General features: G+C 62.9%; 20 protein-coding genes. 14 read left to right on the plus strand and 6 right to left on the minus strand.

Translation table 11 applies throughout. The features are described from left to right. The 12 genes from ccoN to MFF34_RS25845 all read left to right on the plus strand — a co-directional run. Positions 1-1296: cytochrome-c oxidase, cbb3-type subunit I (gene ccoN / locus MFF34_RS25790; RefSeq protein WP_238217338.1), on the plus strand; the 1296-nt coding region annotated here is incomplete at its 5' end. Continuing rightward, entirely contained in the window at positions 1296-1904 is a 609-nt protein-coding gene (gene ccoO, locus MFF34_RS25795) for a cytochrome-c oxidase, cbb3-type subunit II (protein WP_003254286.1), read from the plus strand. The genes ccoN and ccoO, both read left to right, overlap by 1 nt. Before the next feature lie 5 nt (positions 1905-1909). Then, a complete protein-coding gene (locus MFF34_RS25800; protein WP_033699345.1) occupies positions 1910-2107 on the plus strand; it encodes a CcoQ/FixQ family Cbb3-type cytochrome c oxidase assembly chaperone in 198 nt (65 codons plus the stop codon). Beyond that, positions 2104-3084: a cytochrome-c oxidase, cbb3-type subunit III gene (gene ccoP, locus MFF34_RS25805; protein ID WP_027592926.1), complete on the plus strand. Its 981-nt coding sequence runs from the start codon at positions 2104-2106 to the stop codon at positions 3082-3084. The genes MFF34_RS25800 and ccoP overlap by 4 nt, the downstream gene beginning before the upstream one ends. Positions 3085-3392: 308 nt before the next feature. After that, positions 3393-4808 carry a cytochrome c oxidase accessory protein CcoG gene (gene ccoG / locus MFF34_RS25810; protein WP_027592927.1) on the plus strand — a complete coding sequence of 472 codons (1416 nt, stop codon included), beginning with the start codon at positions 3393-3395 and terminating at the stop codon, positions 4806-4808. Positions 4809-4823: 15 nt separating this feature from the next. Continuing rightward, on the plus strand, positions 4824-5351 hold the full coding sequence (locus MFF34_RS25815; RefSeq protein WP_238217340.1) for a FixH family protein: 528 nt from the start codon (positions 4824-4826) through the stop codon (positions 5349-5351). Between the two features lie 100 nt (positions 5352-5451). Continuing rightward, entirely contained in the window at positions 5452-7896 is a 2445-nt protein-coding gene (locus MFF34_RS25820; protein WP_238217342.1) for a heavy metal translocating P-type ATPase, read from the plus strand. Between the two features lie 13 nt (positions 7897-7909). After that, positions 7910-8125 (plus strand): cbb3-type cytochrome oxidase assembly protein CcoS, encoded by a 216-nt coding sequence (gene ccoS, locus MFF34_RS25825; RefSeq protein WP_027592930.1) that lies wholly within the window; start codon positions 7910-7912, stop codon positions 8123-8125. Then, positions 8118-8801: a sulfite exporter TauE/SafE family protein gene (locus MFF34_RS25830; protein WP_186704055.1), complete on the plus strand. Its 684-nt coding sequence runs from the start codon at positions 8118-8120 to the stop codon at positions 8799-8801. The genes ccoS and MFF34_RS25830 overlap by 8 nt, the downstream gene beginning before the upstream one ends. A 106-nt stretch (positions 8802-8907) precedes the next feature. After that, the gene (gene hemN, locus MFF34_RS25835) at positions 8908-10290 is read left to right on the plus strand and encodes an oxygen-independent coproporphyrinogen III oxidase (protein WP_238217344.1); all 1383 of its coding nucleotides are present in this window, start codon (positions 8908-8910) and stop codon (positions 10288-10290) included. Between the two features lie 186 nt (positions 10291-10476). Then, positions 10477-11211 (plus strand): Crp/Fnr family transcriptional regulator FnrA, encoded by a 735-nt coding sequence (gene fnrA / locus MFF34_RS25840; protein WP_027592933.1) that lies wholly within the window; start codon positions 10477-10479, stop codon positions 11209-11211. Positions 11212-11264: 53 nt separating this feature from the next. Further along, entirely contained in the window at positions 11265-11813 is a 549-nt protein-coding gene (locus MFF34_RS25845; RefSeq protein WP_003254303.1) for an adenine phosphoribosyltransferase, read from the plus strand. A 172-nt stretch (positions 11814-11985) separates the two neighbouring features. On the opposite strand, the gene recR is transcribed toward MFF34_RS25845, so the two are convergent. The 3 genes from recR to dnaX all read right to left on the minus strand — a co-directional run bounded on the left by recR (position 11986) and on the right by dnaX (position 15158). Continuing rightward, positions 11986-12588, minus strand: a complete 603-nt coding sequence (gene recR, locus MFF34_RS25850; protein ID WP_027592934.1) for a recombination mediator RecR — start codon at positions 12586-12588, stop codon at positions 11986-11988. An 88-nt stretch (positions 12589-12676) separates the two neighbouring features. After that, complete coding sequence (locus MFF34_RS25855) at positions 12677-13012, minus strand: YbaB/EbfC family nucleoid-associated protein (protein WP_008093501.1); 336 nt, start codon at positions 13010-13012, stop codon at positions 12677-12679. A gap of 64 nt (positions 13013-13076) precedes the next feature. Further along, the gene (gene dnaX, locus MFF34_RS25860) at positions 13077-15158 is read right to left on the minus strand and encodes a DNA polymerase III subunit gamma/tau (RefSeq protein WP_238217346.1); all 2082 of its coding nucleotides are present in this window, start codon (positions 15156-15158) and stop codon (positions 13077-13079) included. 123 nt (positions 15159-15281) lie between these two features. Between dnaX and MFF34_RS25865 the strand changes: the two genes are divergently transcribed. Continuing rightward, on the plus strand, positions 15282-16049 hold the full coding sequence (locus MFF34_RS25865; protein WP_238217347.1) for an ABC transporter substrate-binding protein: 768 nt from the start codon (positions 15282-15284) through the stop codon (positions 16047-16049). A gap of 53 nt (positions 16050-16102) precedes the next feature. Here MFF34_RS25865 and MFF34_RS25870 read toward each other — a convergent pair whose 3' ends face one another. After that, a complete protein-coding gene (locus MFF34_RS25870) occupies positions 16103-17002 on the minus strand; it encodes an EamA family transporter (protein ID WP_202883857.1) in 900 nt (299 codons plus the stop codon). A 156-nt stretch (positions 17003-17158) separates the two neighbouring features. After that, entirely contained in the window at positions 17159-17431 is a 273-nt protein-coding gene (locus MFF34_RS25875; protein WP_027592939.1) for a hypothetical protein, read from the minus strand. A gap of 636 nt (positions 17432-18067) precedes the next feature. On the opposite strand from MFF34_RS25875, the gene MFF34_RS25885 reads away from it, so the two are divergent. Beyond that, the gene (locus tag MFF34_RS25885) at positions 18068-18247 is read left to right on the plus strand and encodes a hypothetical protein (RefSeq protein ID WP_085272538.1); all 180 of its coding nucleotides are present in this window, start codon (positions 18068-18070) and stop codon (positions 18245-18247) included. Positions 18248-18262: 15 nt separating this feature from the next. On the opposite strand, the gene MFF34_RS25890 is transcribed toward MFF34_RS25885, so the two are convergent. Continuing rightward, positions 18263-18736 carry a DUF2938 domain-containing protein gene (locus MFF34_RS25890; RefSeq protein ID WP_374707426.1) on the minus strand — a complete coding sequence of 158 codons (474 nt, stop codon included), beginning with the start codon at positions 18734-18736 and terminating at the stop codon, positions 18263-18265. Between the last annotated feature and the right edge of the window lie 17 nt (positions 18737-18753).

The raw sequence follows: 18753 nt of genomic DNA on the forward strand, positions 1-18753 counted from the left end.
CCCTGGACCAGCTTCGGCCGCCTGCGCCCGTTGCACACCAACCTGGTGATCTTCGCCTTCGGCGGCTGTGCGTTGTTCGGCACCAGCTACTACGTGGTGCAGCGCACCTGCCAGACCCGGCTGATCTCCGATAGCATGGCGGCCTTCACCTTCTGGGGTTGGCAAGCGGTGATCGTCGGCGCACTGATCACCCTGCCGATGGGCTACACCACCACCAAGGAATACGCCGAGCTGGAATGGCCGCTGGCGATCCTGCTGGCCATTGTCTGGGTGACCTACGGGCTGGTGTTCTTCGGCACCATCGTCAAGCGCAAGACCAAGCACATCTACGTCGGCAACTGGTTCTACGGCGCATTCATCGTGGTCACCGCGATGCTGCACATCGTCAACCACATCTCGCTGCCGGTCAGCCTGTTCAAGTCGTACTCGGCCTACTCCGGCGCCACTGACGCCATGATCCAGTGGTGGTACGGCCACAACGCCGTGGGTTTCTTCCTCACCACCGGCTTCCTGGGGATGATGTACTACTTCGTGCCCAAGCAGGCCGAGCGGCCGATCTACTCGTATCGCCTGTCGATCGTGCACTTCTGGGCGCTGATCACCCTGTACATCTGGGCCGGCCCGCACCACCTGCACTACACCGCCCTGCCCGACTGGGCACAGTCGCTGGGCATGGTGATGTCGATCATCCTGCTGGCGCCAAGCTGGGGTGGCATGATCAACGGCATGATGACCCTGTCCGGTGCCTGGCATAAATTGCGCACCGACCCGATCCTGCGCTTCCTCGTGGTATCGCTGGCGTTCTACGGCATGTCCACCTTCGAAGGCCCGATGATGGCCATCAAGACCGTGAACTCGCTGTCGCACTACACCGACTGGACCATCGGCCATGTCCACGCTGGCGCCCTTGGTTGGGTAGCGATGATCTCGATCGGCGCGGTTTATCACATGATTCCCAAGCTGTATGGCCGGGCGCAGATGCACAGCGTCGGCTTGATCAACGCGCACTTCTGGCTGGCGACCATCGGCACCGTGCTGTACATCGCCTCAATGTGGGTCAACGGCATCACCCAGGGCCTGATGTGGCGCGCCATCAACGATGACGGCACGCTCACCTACTCCTTCGTCGAAGCCTTGCAGGCCAGCCACCCGGGCTACATCGTCCGCGCGCTGGGCGGTGCATTCTTTGCCTCGGGCATGTTGCTGATGGCTTACAACGTGTTCCGCACCGTACGCGCGGCCAACCCGGTTGAAGCAGATGAAGCCGCCAAGATCGTCGTCGTGGGAGCGCACTGATGAAGCATGAAGCCGTCGAGAAGAACATAGGCCTGCTGGCCTTCTTCATGGTCATCGCCGTCAGCGTCGGTGGCCTGACCCAGATCGTCCCGCTGTTTTTCCAGGATGTCACCAACAAACCCGTTGAAGGCATGAAGCCGCGCACCGCACTGGAGCTTGAAGGCCGCGACATCTACATCCGCGAAGGCTGCGTGGGCTGCCACTCGCAGATGATCCGCCCGTTCCGCGCCGAGACCGAGCGCTACGGCCATTACTCGGTCGCCGGTGAAAGCGTGTGGGACCACCCCTTCCTGTGGGGCTCCAAGCGCACCGGCCCGGACCTGGCCCGCGTGGGCGGCCGCTACTCCGATGACTGGCACCGTGCGCACCTGTACAACCCGCGCAACGTGGTGCCCGAATCGAAGATGCCGTCCTACCCATGGCTGGTCGAGAACAAACTCGACGGCAAGGACACCGCGAAGAAGATGGAAGTCCTGCGGACCCTCGGCACGCCGTACACCGACGCCGACATTGCCGGCGCGCGGGACGCGGTCAAGGGCAAGACCGAGATGGACGCCATCGTCGCGTACCTGCAGGGTCTTGGCACCATCATCAAAAGCAAACGGTGACGCTGATGGATATCGGGATGATTCGCGGCCTGGGCACCGTCGTGGTGATGGTGGCCTTCGTAGGCCTGGCGCTGTGGGTGTTCAACCCACGGCGCAAGCAGGAGTTCGACGAGGCGACCCGGTTGCCCTTCGCGGATGATCCCGAAGCCACCCGGCACGTCGAGCAAGCGCAAGCAAAAGCTTCTGGGAGCAAAAAACAATGACAACCTTCTGGAGTCTGTACGTCACCGTCCTGACCCTGGGCACCATCTTCTCACTGACCTGGCTGCTGCTGTCGACCCGCAAGGGCCAGCGCGAAGAGGTCACCGACGAGACTGTCGGGCATGCCTTCGATGGCATCGAGGAATATGACAACCCGCTGCCCAAATGGTGGTTCTGGCTGTTCGTCGGCACCATCATCTTCGCCCTCGGCTACCTGGTGCTGTACCCAGGCCTGGGTAACTGGAAAGGTATGCTGCCGGGCTATTCGTACCTGGACACCGACAAGCAGACCGAGTTCGCCAACGGCCAGCCGGGCTGGACCGGCGTGCACGAGTGGGAAAAGGAAATGGCCAAGGCCGATGCCCGCTTCGGGCCGATCTTCGCCAAGTTCGCGGCGATGCCCATCGAGGAAGTCGCCAAAGACCCGCAGGCCCTGAAAATGGGCGCACGGCTGTTCGCTTCCAACTGCTCGGTGTGCCACGGCTCCGACGCCAAGGGCGCCTACGGTTTCCCCAACCTGACCGACAACGACTGGCGTTGGGGCGGTGAGCCGGAAACCATCAAGACCACCATCATGGGCGGTCGCCACGGCGTGATGCCGGCCTGGTCCGAGGTGATCGGCGAGCAAGGCGTTGCCGATGTGGCAGCCTTTGTGGTCAGCAAGCTCGATGGCCGCACCCTGCCGGAAGGCGCCAAGGCCGATGCCGAAAACGGGCAGAAGATCTTCGCCGCCAACTGCGTGGCCTGCCACGGGCCAGAGGGCAAGGGTACGCCGGCCATGGGTGCACCAAACCTGACCCATCCACAGGCGTTCATCTACGGCTCGAGCTTTGCCCAGCTTCAGCAGACCATTCGCTACGGCCGCCAGGGGCAGATGCCGGCGCAGGAGCAGCTGCAGGGCAATGACAAGGTGCACCTGCTGGCAGCTTATGTGTACAGCCTGTCGCATCAGGAGCAGGAGCCTCAAAAGGCTGAGTAAGCAGGTCCGGCCTCTTCGCGAGTAAACCCGCTCCCACAGGTATCTCGCCGAGCCTGAGGGCAGCGGGGTCCCTGTGGGAGCGGGTTTACCCGCGAAGAGTCCAGTGAATGCAACACAAGATGACCTGGATCAATTGACACCCGCCATATCACGATTCATACCACGAACCCAACGCGACTAAAGGTCGCAGTGCAACCCCTGGGTGCCATCACAGGCGTATCATGGGTCGCAGAGCGCTAGCAGATTGCGCGAGACTGCGGCCGGCATGCACTGGCCGCGGCATTTCTCCACTGCCGTGGGACTTGATGATGAGCAAGCAAATTCCGGTACATGACGTCACCCCGCCTGCCAACAAAGGGAAGGATTCCGTCGACCTCTACGCCTCCCGCGAGAAAATCTACACCCGCGCCTTCACAGGCGTGTTCCGCCGCCTGCGCATGGTCGGCGGTGCAGTGCTGTTCCTGCTCTACTTCGGCACCGTGTGGCTGAACTGGGGCGGTCACCAGGCCGTTTGGTGGAACCTGCCCGAGCGCAAGTTCTACATCTTCGGCGCCACCATCTGGCCCCAGGACTTCATCCTCCTGTCAGGCATTCTCATCGTCGCCGCGTTCGGCCTGTTCTTCGTCACCGTGTATGCCGGCCGGGTGTGGTGCGGCTATACCTGCCCGCAAAGCGTGTGGACGTGGATTTTCATGTGGTGCGAAAAAGTCACCGAGGGTGACCGCAACCAGCGCATGAAGCTCGACCGCGCCCCCATGAGCGGCAACAAGTTCCTGCGCAAATTCGCCAAGCACAGCCTGTGGCTGCTGATCGGTTTCGTCACCGGCATGACCTTTGTCGGTTACTTCTCGCCGATCCGTGAGCTGGCCATCGAATTCTTCACCGGCCAAGCCGATGGCTGGGCCTACTTCTGGGTTGGTTTCTTCACCCTCGCCACCTACGGCAACGCCGGTTGGCTGCGCGAGCAGGTGTGCGTGTACATGTGCCCCTATGCGCGCTTCCAGAGCGTGATGTTCGACAAGGACACGCTGATCGTGTCCTACGACCCGCGCCGTGGCGAAACCCGTGGCCCGCGCAAAAAAGACATCGACTACAAGGCCCAAGGCCTGGGCGACTGCATTGACTGCACCATGTGCGTGCAGGTCTGCCCCACCGGCATCGACATTCGCGACGGCCTGCAGATCGAGTGTATCGGCTGCGCCGCGTGCATCGACGCCTGCGACACCATCATGGACAAGATGAACTACCCAAAAGGGCTGATCAGCTACACCACCGAGCACAACCTGTCCGGGCAGAAAACCCACATGCTGCGCCCTCGGCTGATCGGCTATGCGCTGGTACTGCTGGTCATGATCGGCGCCCTGGCCACCGCCTTCGCCACCCGCTCGCTGGTCGGCTTCGACGTCAGCAAGGACCGCGTGCTGTACCGCGAAAACGCCCAGGGCCGGATCGAAAACGTCTACAGCCTCAAGGTCATGAACAAAGACCAACGCGACCACGTCTACGTGCTCGATGCCGCCGGCCTGCCGGACCTCAAGCTCGAAGGCCAGCGCGAGATCCGCGTGGCCGCCGGTGACATCGTCAGCCTGCCCGTGCAGCTGTCGATAGCGCCCGAGAAACTGCCATCGACCACCAACGAAATCACCTTCATCCTCAAGAGCGCCGATGACAGCGACGCCCAGGTTGAAGCCAAGAGCCGCTTCATCGGCCCACAGATCCGCTGAGAGAGATTATCGACAATGCCTGCCGCCACCGCCGCCAGCCCCTGGTACAAGCACCTCTGGCCCTGGATCATCATCGGCATCCTCACCACCTCGGTGTGCCTGAGCCTGACCATGGTCAGCATTGCCGTGCGCAACCCGGACAACCTGGTCAACGACAACTACTACGAGGCTGGCAAAGGCATCAACCGCTCGCTGGACCGTGAGCTGCTGGCCCAGACCTTGAACCTCAAGGCCAGCGTGCATTTGGATGAGCTGACCGGCGAAGTCGACCTGCGCCTGACGGGCGACAGCGACCCGCAAACGCTGGAACTGAACCTGATCTCGCCCACCCAGCCGGACAAGGACCGCAAAGTGGCGCTAACCCGTGCCGAGGCTGGACGCTATGTCGGGCAACTGGACGACAAGGTCGAAGGGCGGCGCTTCGTCGAGTTGCTGGGCAACCAGCAAGGGCAGGTGTGGCGTTTGTTCGAGGAGGAGAAGGTAGAGCATGGTGTGACCCTGCAGCTGGGCGATGAAGCGTTGCTAGGCGCAGAACACAAATAATCGCGACACTTTCTCTACCTGTGGGAGCGGGCTTGCCCCGCGAATGGGCCAAGCCTGCTCCCACAGGACCCGTCCCTGACAGTCAATGCGTGCTCGCCTTATGACCCAACCCACCCCCTGCTACCACTGCGCCCTGCCCGTCCCCGCCGGCAACCGCTTCACCGCCGTGGTCCTCGGCGAGCCACGGCAGTTCTGCTGCCCAGGCTGCCAGGCAGTGGCCGAGTCCATCGTCGCCGGGGGCCTGGAGCACTATTACCAGCACCGCAGTGACACCAGCGCCAACCCCGAAGCCTTGCCCAGGCAACTGCAGGATGAACTGGCGCTCTACGACCGCAGCGACGTGCAACAAACCTTCGTCCGCCACGCCGGCGAACTGGCCGAAGCCACCTTGCTGGTCGAGGGCATCAGTTGCGCCGCCTGCGGCTGGCTGATCGAAAAGCACCTGCGCAACCTGCCCGGGGTCGCCGAAGCACGCCTGAACCTGTCCAATCACCGCCTGCTGCTGGCCTGGGACGACCACCAGCTGCCCCTCTCGCGCCTGCTCGCCGAGCTGCGCCAGATCGGCTACGCCGCCCACCCCTACCAACCCGACCAGGCCGCCGAACAGCTGGCCCGGGAGAACCGCAGCGCCTTACGGCGCCTGGGTGTCGCTGGGCTGCTGTGGTTCCAGGCGATGATGGCAACCATGGCCACCTGGCCCGAATTCAACATCGACCTGTCGCCCGAGCTGCACACCATCCTGCGCTGGGTCGCGCTGTTTCTGACCATCCCGATCGTGTTCTACAGCTGCGCGCCGTTCTTCAAAGGCGCAGCGCGCGACCTGCGCACCCGCCACCTGACCATGGACGTCTCGGTATCGCTGGCCATTGCCCTGGCGTTCGGCGCCGGGATCTGGACCGCGATCAGCGGCAGCGGCGAGCTGTATTTCGATACCGTCGGCATGTTCGCCCTGTTCCTGCTGACCGGTCGCTACCTTGAGCGACGCGCCCGCGAACGCACCGCGGCGGCCACCGCGCAACTGGTCAACCTGCTGCCCGCCTCGTGCCTGCGCCTGGACGTTATCGGCCGTGCCGAGCGCATCCTGCTCAGCGAACTGCAGCGCGGCGACACGGTGCAAGTCCTGCCCGGCGCGGTAATCCCCGCCGATGGGCGCATCGTCGAAGGCCGCTCCAGCGTCGACGAGTCACTGCTGACCGGCGAATACCTGCCGCAACCGCGTCGCGTCGGCGATCGGGTCACCGGTGGCACCCTGAACGTCGAGAGCACCCTGAACGTGGAAGTCGAAGCCCTCGGCCACGACTCGCGGCTGTCGGCCATCGTCCGCCTGCTGGAACGCGCGCAGACCGAAAAACCGCGCCTGGCCGAGATCGCCGACCGCGCTTCGCAGTGGTTCTTGCTGTTTACCTTGATAGCCGCCGTGGCCATCGGCCTGTGGTGGTGGCACCTGGCCCCGGATCGCGCCTTCTGGATCGTGCTGGCCATGCTGGTGGCGACCTGCCCTTGCGCCTTGTCCCTGGCCACGCCCACGGCCCTTACCGCCGCCACCGGCACCCTGCACAAACTCGGCCTGCTGGTGACCCGCGGCCACGTGCTCGAAGGCCTCAACCAGATCGACACGGTCATCTTCGACAAGACCGGCACGCTCACCGAAGGCCGCCTGACCTTGCGCAGCATTCGCCCGCTGGGCGACCTGGCCGCCGACCGTTGCCTGGCCCTGGCCGCCGCCCTGGAAAACCGCTCCGAACACCCCATCGCACGCGCTTTCGGCCGCACCGCCGCGCCCGCGGACGAAGTGCAGACCGTGCCAGGCCTGGGCCTGGAGGGGCTGGTTGATGGCCAGCGCCTGCGTATCGGCCAGGCCACGTTCGTGTGCGCCCTGAGTGGCGCAGAAATCCCCGGCGTGCCCGAGCCACGCGGCCAATGGCTGCTGCTGGGTGATCGCCAAGGGCCGCTGGCCTGGTTTGGCCTCGATGACCGCCTGCGCGATGATGCCCCGGCCCTGCTCGCCGCCTGCAAGGCGCGGGGCTGGCGGACGCTGCTGCTGTCGGGTGACAGCTCGCCGATGGTCGCCGAAGTGGCGGCGCAACTGGATATCGACCAGGCCATCGGCGGTCTGCGCCCGGACGACAAGCTGGACCGGCTCAAGGCGCTGCAAGCCGCTGGCCGCAAGGTGCTGATGCTGGGTGATGGGGTGAACGACGTGCCGGTGCTGGCGGCCGCCGACATCAGCATCGCCATGGGCAGCGCCACTGACCTGGCCAAGACCAGCGCCGATGCGGTGCTGCTGTCCAACCGCCTGCAGGCGCTGGTACAGGCCTTCGACCTGGCCCGCCGCACGCGCCGCAACATCCTCGAGAACCTGCTGTGGGCGACCCTGTATAATGGCCTCATGTTGCCGTTTGCCGCGCTCGGCTGGATCACCCCCGTGTGGGCGGCCATCGGCATGTCGGTGAGCTCGCTGATCGTGGTCCTCAACGCCCTGCGCCTGACCCGGCTGCCAGGCGTGGCGGCCACCAGCAGCCACCCGCAACCCGCCACCGCCTGATCAGGAGCCGCCCATGCCAGCCCTCTATGTCATGATCCCGGCCGCCCTGCTGCTTGTCGGCGTCGCCGTGTACATCTTCTTCTGGGCGGTGGACAGCGGCCAGTACGACGACCTCGAAGGCCCTGCCCACAGCATCTTGTTCGACGACCAGGACCCGCGCCACCAGGCTGCGGTCAAGCCGGACGACAGCCTGGCCGAAGACGACAAGGAACCCCCACCCCGTGCCTGACCTGCTGCCCCTGCTCGGCTCGGCGCTGATCCTTGGCCTGCTCGGTGGCGGCCACTGCCTGGGCATGTGCGGCGGCCTGATGGGCGCGCTGACCCTGGCCATCCCACCCGAGCAACGCGGCCGACGCTTGCAACTGCTGTTGGCGTACAACATCGGGCGCATTCTCAGCTATACCTGCGCCGGCCTGCTGGTGGGCCTGGCTGGCTGGGCCGTGGCCAGCAGCCCGGCCGCCCTGGCGCTGCGGGTGGTAGCCGCATTGCTATTGATTGCCATGGGGCTGTACCTGGCCGGCTGGTGGAGCGGGTTGACCCGCATCGAGGCCCTGGGCCGAGGGCTGTGGCGGCATATCCAGCCAGTCGCCTCGCGCTTGCTGCCGGTGTCGAGCCTGCCGCGCGCCCTGTTGCTGGGGGCCTTGTGGGGCTGGTTGCCGTGCGGGCTGGTGTACAGCACGTTATTGTGGGCTGCGAGCCAGGGGAATGCGGGGTACAGCGCGGCGTTAATGTTGGCCTTCGGGCTGGGCACCTGGCCGGTATTGCTGGCCACGGGCTTGGCGGCGGAGCGGGTCAGCAGCCTGTTGCGACGGCGCAGCGTGCGCATGGCGGGCGGGTTGCTGGTCATCCTGTTTGGCCTGTGGACGCTGCCTGGGCCACACCAGCATTGGCTGATGGGACACTGAAGCGGGCTGCTGTACAGCCCCAATGGCTCTTGATACAAATCAACACAGATTCCTACAGACGGCCATAGACTCCGGACACTGCTCGCTCTATCCGGGGACCGCCCACATGCTCGACGACCTACGTTGGGACACCGACCTGATCCGCCGCTACGACCTGGCCGGACCACGCTACACCTCCTACCCGACCGCCGTGCAACTGCACAGCGAAGTGGGCTCGTTCGACCTGCTCCACGCCCTGCGCGAGAGCCGCCGGGCGGTGCGCCCGTTGTCGCTGTACGTGCACGTGCCGTTCTGCGCCAACATCTGCTACTACTGCGCCTGCAACAAAGTCATCACCAAGGACCGTGGCCGCGCTGCGCCCTACCTGCAACGCCTGGAGCAGGAAATCCAGCTGATCGCCTGCCACCTGGACCCCAAGCAACGGGTCGAGCAACTGCACTTCGGCGGCGGCACGCCCACCTTCCTCAGCCCCGTGGAACTGCGCCAGCTGATGGCCACCCTGCGTCAGCACTTCAACCTGCTGGACGATGATTCCGGCGACTACGGCATCGAAATCGACCCACGCGAAGCCGACTGGTCGACCATGGGCCTGCTCCGCGAGCTGGGCTTCAACCGTGTCAGCCTGGGCGTGCAGGACCTGGACCCGGCCGTGCAGCGGGCGGTCAACCGCCTGCAGAGCCTGGAGCAGACCCGCACCCTGATCGAGGCAGCGCGTACCCTGCAATTCCGCTCGATCAACCTGGACTTGATCTACGGCCTGCCCAAGCAGACCCCGGAAGGCTTTGCCCGCACGGTCGAAGAGGTGATCCGCCTGCAACCCGACCGCTTGTCGGTGTTCAACTACGCCCACTTGCCCGAGCGTTTCATGCCTCAGCGACGCATCGACAACAATGACCTGCCGAGCCCGTCAGCCAAGCTCGAAATGCTGCATGCCACCATCGACCAGCTGACCGCCGCCGGTTACCGCTACATCGGCATGGACCACTTCGCCCTGCCCGACGATGAGCTGGCCATGGCCCAGGAAGAAGGCACCCTGCAGCGCAACTTCCAGGGCTACACCACCCACGGCCATTGCGACCTGGTCGGCCTGGGGGTGTCTGCCATCAGCCAGATCGGCGACCTCTATTGCCAGAACAGCAGCGACCTCAACACCTACCAGGACAGCCTCTCCAACGCCCAACTGGCCACCCAGCGCGGCCTGCTGTGCAACCACGACGATCGCCTGCGCCGGGCAGTGATCCAGCAGTTGATCTGCCATTTCGAGCTGGACTACGAGCCGATCGAACAGGCCTTTACCATCGATTTTCGCGGCTACTTCAACAACCTTTGGCCAGAACTGCTGACCTTGCAGCGTGATGGCCTGATCAGCCTGGACGACAAGGGCATCCGCATCCTGCCCGCCGGCCGCCTGTTGGCGCGCTCGGTGTGCATGGTGTTCGACGCCTACCTGGCGATGCAAAACCGCCAGCGCTTCTCACGGGTCATCTGAAAAGCGAGTCGTTCGACCGCATGGACAAGTGGGCTTGTGCGGCACACTATGGGTACACGAAAGGCCTCGGCGCGCACCCGCCGAGGCTTCGCCAGCACGCACCACAATAGCGCACGCTGGCCTACAACCTACGCCGTGAGTTACCCTTACGTCTTATGTGTGCTTTCCCACAAGGATCGATTGAAAATGTCCGAGCCAGTTAAACTGCGCCCACATACCCAGGCCCATTGCAAGGATTGCAGCCTGGCCCCCCTGTGCCTGCCTCTTTCGCTGAACTTGGAAGACATGGAAGCACTGGATGAAATCGTCAAACGTGGACGGCCGCTGAAAAAAGGCGAGTTCCTGTTCCGCCAGGGTGACAATTTCGGCTCGGTCTACGCCGTACGTTCCGGCGCCCTCAAAACCTTCAGCCTCAGCGACAGCGGCGAAGAGCAGATCACCGGCTTCCACCTGCCCAGCGAACTGGTCGGCCTGTCCGGCATGGACACCGAAGCCTACCCGGTGTCGGCCCAGGCCCAAGAGACCACGTCGGTGTGCGAAATCCCCTTCGAACGCCTCGACGAACTCTCGGTGCAATTGCCGCAGTTGCGTCGTCAGCTGATGCGTGTGATGAGCCGCGAGATCCGCGACGACCAGCAAATGATGCTGCTGTTATCGAAGAAAACCGCCGACGAACGCATTGCCACCTTCCTGGTCAACCTGTCCGCACGCTTCCGCGCACGTGGCTACTCGGCCAACCAGTTCCGCCTGAGCATGTCGCGCAACGAAATCGGCAATTACCTGGGCCTGGCGGTGGAAACCGTGTCGCGGGTCTTCACCCGCTTCCAGCAAAACGGCCTGATTCGCGCCGAAGGCAAGGAAGTGCATATCCTCGACCCGATTCAGTTGTGCGCGCTGGCCGGCGGTGCAATAGAGGCCTGAGCTTTTGTTAACGGGTATACTGGCGCCATCGTTTTTCCAGGATACCCGCAACAATGCATAGCGAAGCCTTCGACCTCAAAGCCCTGATCCGCCCGGTAGTGGACTTCCCCAAACCGGGTGTGATCTTTCGCGACATCACCCCGTTGTTCCAATCCCCACGCGGGCTGCGCTATGTCGCCGACCAGTTCATCGAGCGTTATGTCGAGGCTGAGTTCAGCCACATCGGCGCCATGGACGCGCGCGGCTTCCTGATCGGCTCGATCATCGCCCACCAGCTGAACAAGCCGCTGATCCTGTTCCGCAAACAGGGCAAGCTGCCGGCTGACGTGCTGAGCGAGGGTTATCAGACCGAGTACGGCGAGGCCTTCCTCGAAGTGCATGCCGACAGCCTGTGCGAAGGCGACTCGGTGTTGATTTTCGATGACCTGATTGCCACTGGCGGCACCCTGCTGGCGGCAGCCAACCTGGTGCGTCGTACCGGGGCTCAGGTATTTGAAGCGGCAGCGATCATTGACCTGCCGGAGCTGGACGGTTCGCGCCGGCTGCAGGCTGCGGGTGTGCCGACCTTCTGCCTGACCGAGTTTTCCCTCAGCGAATACTGAGTCGTATTCAGGGGCGGCGTTGCCCCCCATTCGCGGGACAAGCCCGCTCCCACAGGTGCTGCGGCACCTCACAGGCCTTCACAATGCCTGTGGGACCTCAAAGGCCTTCACAATACCTGTGGGAGCGGGCTTGTCCCGCGAATGGGCCGCACAGCGGCCCCACTATTTCGAATCACAGCGAAATCGGCCTGCGCCCCGCAAAGGCATGGGCCAATGTCCCGCCATCCACCAGCTCCAGCTCGCCACCCAGCGGCACACCATGGGCAATGCGCGACGCCACCAGGCCTTTCTCGTTCAGCAACTGCGCGATGTAATGCGCCGTCGCCTCCCCTTCCACCGTCGGGTTGGTCGCCAGGATTACCTCGGTAAAGGTGCCCTGCTCCTCGATTCGCGCCATCAGCTGCGGCACGCCAATCGCCTCAGGCCCCAGGCCATCGAGCGGCGACAGATGCCCCTTGAGCACGAAATAGCGGCCGCGGTAGCCGGTCTGCTCCACCGCATACACATCCACCGGCCCCTCGACCACACACAACTGCGTGTCGTCACGGCGCGGGTCGGCGCACTGCGGGCACAGTTCCTGCTCGGTCAGGGTGCGGCACTGACGGCAATGGCCAACCCCTTCCATGGCCTGGGTCAACGCCTGAGCCAACCGCAGGCCGCCGCTGCGGTCACGCTCAAGCAGCTGCAGGGCCATGCGCTGGGCGGTTTTCTGGCCGACACCCGGCAGGGTGCGCAAGGCATCGATCAGTTGGCGGATCAGGGGGCTGAAGCTCATGTAGGCAGGCCTGCAAGTCGGGGGAACAGAATGAACAAGGGAGCAACGGCCCCAAGGCCGTTGCTCCCCATTTGACGCAAAAGGTGAATCAGAACGGCATTTTGAAGCCTGGCGGCAACTGCATGCCAGCGGTCATGCCGCCCATTTTTTCCTGGCTGCTCTGCTCGACCTTACGGACCGCATCGTTCAGTGCGGCAGCGATCAGGTCTTCGAGCACTTCCTTGTCGTCTTCATCGGTCGACATCAGGCTTTGATCGATGCTGACGCGCTTTACGTCGTGACGACCGGTCATCACCACGCTCACCAGGCCGCCACCGGATTGACCGGTCACTTCGGCGTTGGCCAGTTCTTCTTGCATCTTGGCCATTTTTTCCTGCATCTGCTGGGCCTGCTTCATCAGGCCGGCCATGCCACCTTTCATCATGGGGGTATACCTCGATTGGGTCATGTGATGCGGCCCGGCACCGGGCCAGCCGCATGGTTATCCGTTACTGGCCCTGATTGGCCAGGGCCTCTACAGGCTCAATAGTATCCTGTCGCACCTTGGCACCGAACTGCTTGATCATCTGCTGGATCAACGGATCCTGCTCGATCGACACCACGGCGTCTTGCTGGCGCTCGGCACGCTTGCGCGAAGCGGCCTGGGCCGGCGTCTCCTGCTCAGGGCGTATCAGCTCGATACGCAGGTTCAGGGTGCGCCCCAGGTGCTGATTGAGCGCGTCGTTCAAGCGCCGCTGCTGGGTGGCGTTGAACAGTGCGCCCTGGCCTGGGTCCAGGTGCAACAGCCAGTCGTCGCCGTCGGCGGCAATCAGCGTACAGTTTGCGGCGATGTTGCCTGTCATACCGGAGACAGGCAACTGTGGGAATAATTCCAGCCATTGCAGGGCCAGGCCGGTAGCCGGCTGGGCGGCCGGCAGCGGTTCGGCAGCAGGTTTGGGCTGCTCTTCCTGGACGTGCTCGGCCAGTTCATCGAGGTAACTGAACCCGACGGGGTCGCTATCACCTACGTAGTAATCTTCGTCCGCTGGCGGTTCGTCGTCGCGGTCCATGCCCGCTGCCGCATAGGCCGACGGGTCAAACGGCGGCTCGTCGTAGGCCGGCTGTTCGCGTTGCGGCTCGGCCATGGCTGGCTGGGGCGCAGGTGTTGGCTCAGGTGTTGGCGCAGGCTCAGCCACAGGCACCGGCGAGGCGGCAACCGGCACGGGGGGCGCTACAGGCGCTTCCCAAGGCAGGTCGATGACATCCTCGACAGGTTCGGGTGCCGGCGCAGCAGGTTCAACTGGCGCTGGCTGGGTAACGGCAGGCGTCGGCTCTACGGCCGGTACTACAGGGGGCGGCACCTCCACCGCTTGCGCGACAACCGGCGCCACGGGCGCTGCGGCTGGCTGATGGGCCACTCCCGCAGCTGCCACCGGTGTTGCAGGATCAGCTGTGGCTTGGCTGATCCCCACCGGCTTTAGCACCGGCTTCGGCGCGTCATCGGTGTCGGCCGGGCGGAACGCCAGCATGCGCAACAGGACCATCTCGAAGCCACCCCGCGGGTCCGGCGCCAAGGGCAGGTCGCGGCGGCCAATCAGGCCCATCTGGTAATAGAACTGCACGTCCTCGGCCGGCAATGCCGAGGCCAGCGCCAACACGCGATCGCGGTCGCCCTGGCCGTTGTCCACCGCCTCCGGCAGAGCCTGGGCAATGGCGACACGGTGCAGCACGTTGAGCATTTCGGCCAGCACGCCACTCCAGTCCGGCCCTTGCTCGGCAAGGTTGCGCACAGCCTCCAGCAGCGCGCGGGCATCGCCTTCTAGCAGCGCCTGCAGCACGCCATAAACCTGGCCATGGTCGAGGCTGCCGAGCATGGCCCGCACATCGGCCGCCAGCACCTTGCCTTCACCAAACGCGATGGCCTGGTCAGTCAAGCTCATGGCATCGCGCATCGAACCGTCGGCGGCGCGGCCCAGCAGCCATAGGGCATCTGGCTCGAACGGCACGTTTTCCGCGGTCAGCACATGGCTGAGGTGCTCGACTACTCGCTCCGGGCTCATGTTCTTCAGCGAGAACTGCAGGCAGCGCGACAGGATGGTCGCTGGCAGCTTCTGCGGGTCGGTGGTGGCGAGGATGAACTTGACGTAGGGCGGCGGCTCTTCCAGCGTCTTGAGCAAGGCGTTGAACGAGTGGGTCGAGAGCATGTGCACTTCGTCGATCAAATAGACCTTGAAGCGCCCACGGCTCGGGGCATATTGCACGTTATCCAACAGCTCGCGAGTGTCTTCGACCTTGGTGCGGCTGGCGGCGTCGATCTCGATCAGGTCGACGAAGCGGCCCTCGTCGATTTCCCGGCACACTGAACAGGTGCCGCAGGGCGTCGAGGTGATGCCGGTTTCGCAGTTCAGGCATTTGGCAATAATGCGGGCGATGGTAGTCTTGCCCACACCGCGGGTGCCGGTAAACAGGTAGGCATGGTGCAGGCGCTGGTTGTCCAAGGCATTGATCAAGGCCTTGAGCACATGGGCCTGGCCGACCATTTCGCGGAACGAGCGCGGACGCCATTTTCGTGCAAGAACCTGATAACTCATCGAAAAACCATCGTAGCCTGATCGAGCGGAAGATCGCTAATGCTAGCGGAGCGGGGCCGAAATTGCACCCTGCGCGACTGGTCTAAGCTATGAAACTGGCGCGCTATCCAGGGAGGATGTGCCTTGCGAAGACTGTTGCCCCTGCTATTGCTGTGGACCACCCACAGCCTGGCCGACCCACCCGTGCTGCGTTTTTCCGTCGCCGAGAGCTGGAGCATGCCGCTGATGCGCGTCGAAGGTGATCAACCGGTGGAAGGTTTGCTGTTCGACCTGATGCAGGCTATTGCCCGGGAAGTGGGTGTACGACCGGAGTATCACGTACTGGCACGCCTGCGCCTGCAGGAGGCCATGGAAAGCGGCGATATCGACGTGCGCTGCTATGTCAGCACCCAGTGGTTTCAGGATCGGCCGGGCAATTTTGTCTGGAGCATCCCCGTGATCCACCAGCGCGACGTATTGGTTGGCGGCGCTGATGCAAGCAACCCTACCCGCCCAGAGCAACTGGCGCCGCAAGCCATCGGCACTGTACTGGGTTATGCCTATGGCACCTTGCAACCCTTGTTCGAACAGGGCCGACTGCACCGCGAAGACAGCCGCAGCCAACTGCTGGCCCTGCAGAAGCTGCACGCGGGGCGGTATCTGCATGCGGTGAGCAACGAGTTGTCGTTGCAGTGGTTCAACCAAGGCTTGCCGGCGGGGCAACAGCTGCAAACGCTGGCAGTGCTGGAAGAGCAGGACTTGGGATGCATGGTGCGCACTGACCCGGAGGTACCGACGCAAGGGGTGCTCAGGGCACTGGTGCGCATGAAGCAGTCCGGGGAGATTGAGCGGATCAGCCAGCGGTATGGGGGTGCGGGGTATGCTGGGAATGCCGCGGCGCGGACGCCTTGAATAGCGCACACTCGTGGGAGCAGGCGTGTGCTGCGAAGAGGGCGTGCACTGCGCTATTCCGTCAAGCCTCTGCCCCTCATGATCCGCTGCAGGTTGTGGGCGTTGACGAAGATCAAGATGCCCAGCAAGACGAAGCCAATCGCAATCGCTTTGGCAATGCTCATCTGCTCGCCAAAAAACAGGTAGGAAGCAACCAGCCCCGATATAGGCACGAGCAGCGAGAGCGGTGCGACCTGGGCAGCCGGGTATTTCTTCATCAAGTTGTTCCATACCAGGTAGCCTAGGATGGTTGTGATGTAGCTCTGGAACAGCACAGAGAACAAGGCTTCCCACGCTATACCACCGGCAAGCACTGCGAATGAGGCCCAGCCATTGGCTGCGACTGTCAAAACGAATATCGCCGGGACCGAAAAAAGGCTCGACCAGATAATGAACGCGACCATGTCGGCCGGGCGTTTGAGCTTGACCACCAGGTTGCACAGCGACCAGGCCAGGGCAGCGATAAGTACGAGTAGAACACCGGTAACCGTCGACGACTCACCGCCTAATGCCAAGATCATTATCAGACCGCAGGCGGCTGAGGCCATGCCGCACAGATGGATTCCACTGACTCGCTCGCCCAGAAGGAGGCTGCTGAGGAGGATAGTGAAAAAGGCACTGAACTGCAGAAACACCGAAGACATGCCGGGGGACAAGCCTTGGAACATTGCGAAGTTGACCACCCACCACAAGCCGGCGCCGAACATCACACCGTATAGGGCCAGCACCCCATATGAAATGCCTGCCGGGCGCTTGACGAAGAACACCAGAGGCATAGCGCAGAACACGAAACGCAACAGCGTCAGAAGGTAAGGATCCAGGCTTCTCAAGCCTAGTTCGATGACAGAGAAGTTACAGCCCCATAGGACTGTCACCAGAACACCGGCGACCAAATCCCGCTTGCTCATTTTCATGCCTGCTCTCCCTTGTTGCGGCATGCATTACTGTAATGACATTGATTGCGCCTGGATGCAGGAGGCGTCCTACCGACACGTGGGGCTGCTCTGAGAAATTTCGCCTGCATTAAACATCGCTGTTTAAAGCAGCCCGCTGACTGTGGGCAGACCCCGCTACTTCTGGCGTTCGACAGCCAATGTCACGGCATCAGCCTGGCCCCAGGCGATTTGCATGGCGCGCAGGCCATGCTCCAGTAGCTGTCGCGTTTCTTCGTCTTGGATGCGCTCAAGTGCTCGACGGCTGTCGCTGTAGGCGAACATTAGGTAGTGGGAGACATTCATCAGCGCGAACTCTATTGGCACGACGCCTTCGCTGATGGCGCGGGAAAGGGATTTGCCGGGGGGAAGGTCGAAGGTATGGGGTGGGTCGGGGACGATTTTTTTCATTACATATCCGTACTGATTAGGCTGCCTCCTTCCGTTTCCACACATTAGGGTGGCAGCTGTAAGCGGGGTGGAAATCCGGGCGTACGGTAAACCCGGTAGGTACGAATACCTCCCGCTACAGCTGCCATAACTGACAGATGTCCCGCACAACTCAGGTTTCCACACCCGATCGCTGAACCGACAGCGACCGCAAAAGCCTATTGGGTGGGGTTTCCAAGGACAATCAGACGGGAGTCGACGGGATGCGTAGGATATTTCTGCAAGCCTTACAAATGCAGCAGGAAACCGCCTATATGAGAGTAGGATCCTTCCTTGTTGGCAATTGGACTACGAAATCTGGTGTATAGAGCGATTCCGACCTCTCGCCTGGTGGCGCATAATTTTCGCCACCCCTCAAAAAGACACCTCCCGAGGCTCCAAGATGATCGAGACAATCTCGAACTCGAGAGACTACAGATCGAGAATCGCAAGCTAGCTGCAGAAGCACTCAAATTCATGGCTGAAGAGCGCAAGCTTAGACAAGAGGCGTTCTGGCACCCCTTCGCAACCGGCTCGGTCATACTGACTGCCATTGCGGGTATCATGGCCCTGCTGGTTAAACTCTAAGCACGCTCGTTTATGGCAAGAGGAAAGATCATGCCCCGTTCCACTCAAGATAGGGTTGAACAATCCCATCGCGAAGTTGAGGCCCTGGCCGAAGAAATGCGCAAGGCAAGAGCCTTTTCTCCTTGGTCAGCGCTTTTGCCGTTCAGCCTAGGTGCGGGCTTTGCTTTGGCGTTACTTCTCGCCGGCCTCTTGATCTTGAGACTGCTGTAATCCCGAGCGCTGTCTTCAACCTGACGCAATCAAACCGGCACTCAAGAACATCCCAACCCCAAACACCGTATGGGTCACCAGACTCTTCAGGCAGTTACGCCCAGGTGTCGGCGTCCGCGAGGCAAAGAACCCCGCCCCCATCACCGGCTGCATGAAGCACAGCGGCGCCGCCACCGTCGCCACGCCCCAAACCAGCGCAGGCCACAGCGTCGGGGCACTCAGCCAGCCCTCCCCGACCATCCCCACCAGCATCACGGCAAACAACACACCGATCACGTAGTGGATAACCCACCCCAAGGCCAGTTCGTTCGCAACCGGTTCGGCCTTGGCGATAGCATCGTGGCGCACCCGCCCCTTCATCACATGGCCCGCCCAGCGCCCCACCATGGCGAAATTCAAGGTAGGGATGCCCAAGCGCCGCAGCAACACCCCCCACAGATCCATGATCACGGTGGCCCCAATCCCGATCAGCAAAGCGGCTTTTAGCATGGCAAGCGTCATCGATT

The organism is Pseudomonas sp. PAGU 2196 (assembly GCF_022179005.1).
Classification (GTDB): domain Bacteria; phylum Pseudomonadota; class Gammaproteobacteria; order Pseudomonadales; family Pseudomonadaceae; genus Aquipseudomonas; species Aquipseudomonas kermanshahensis.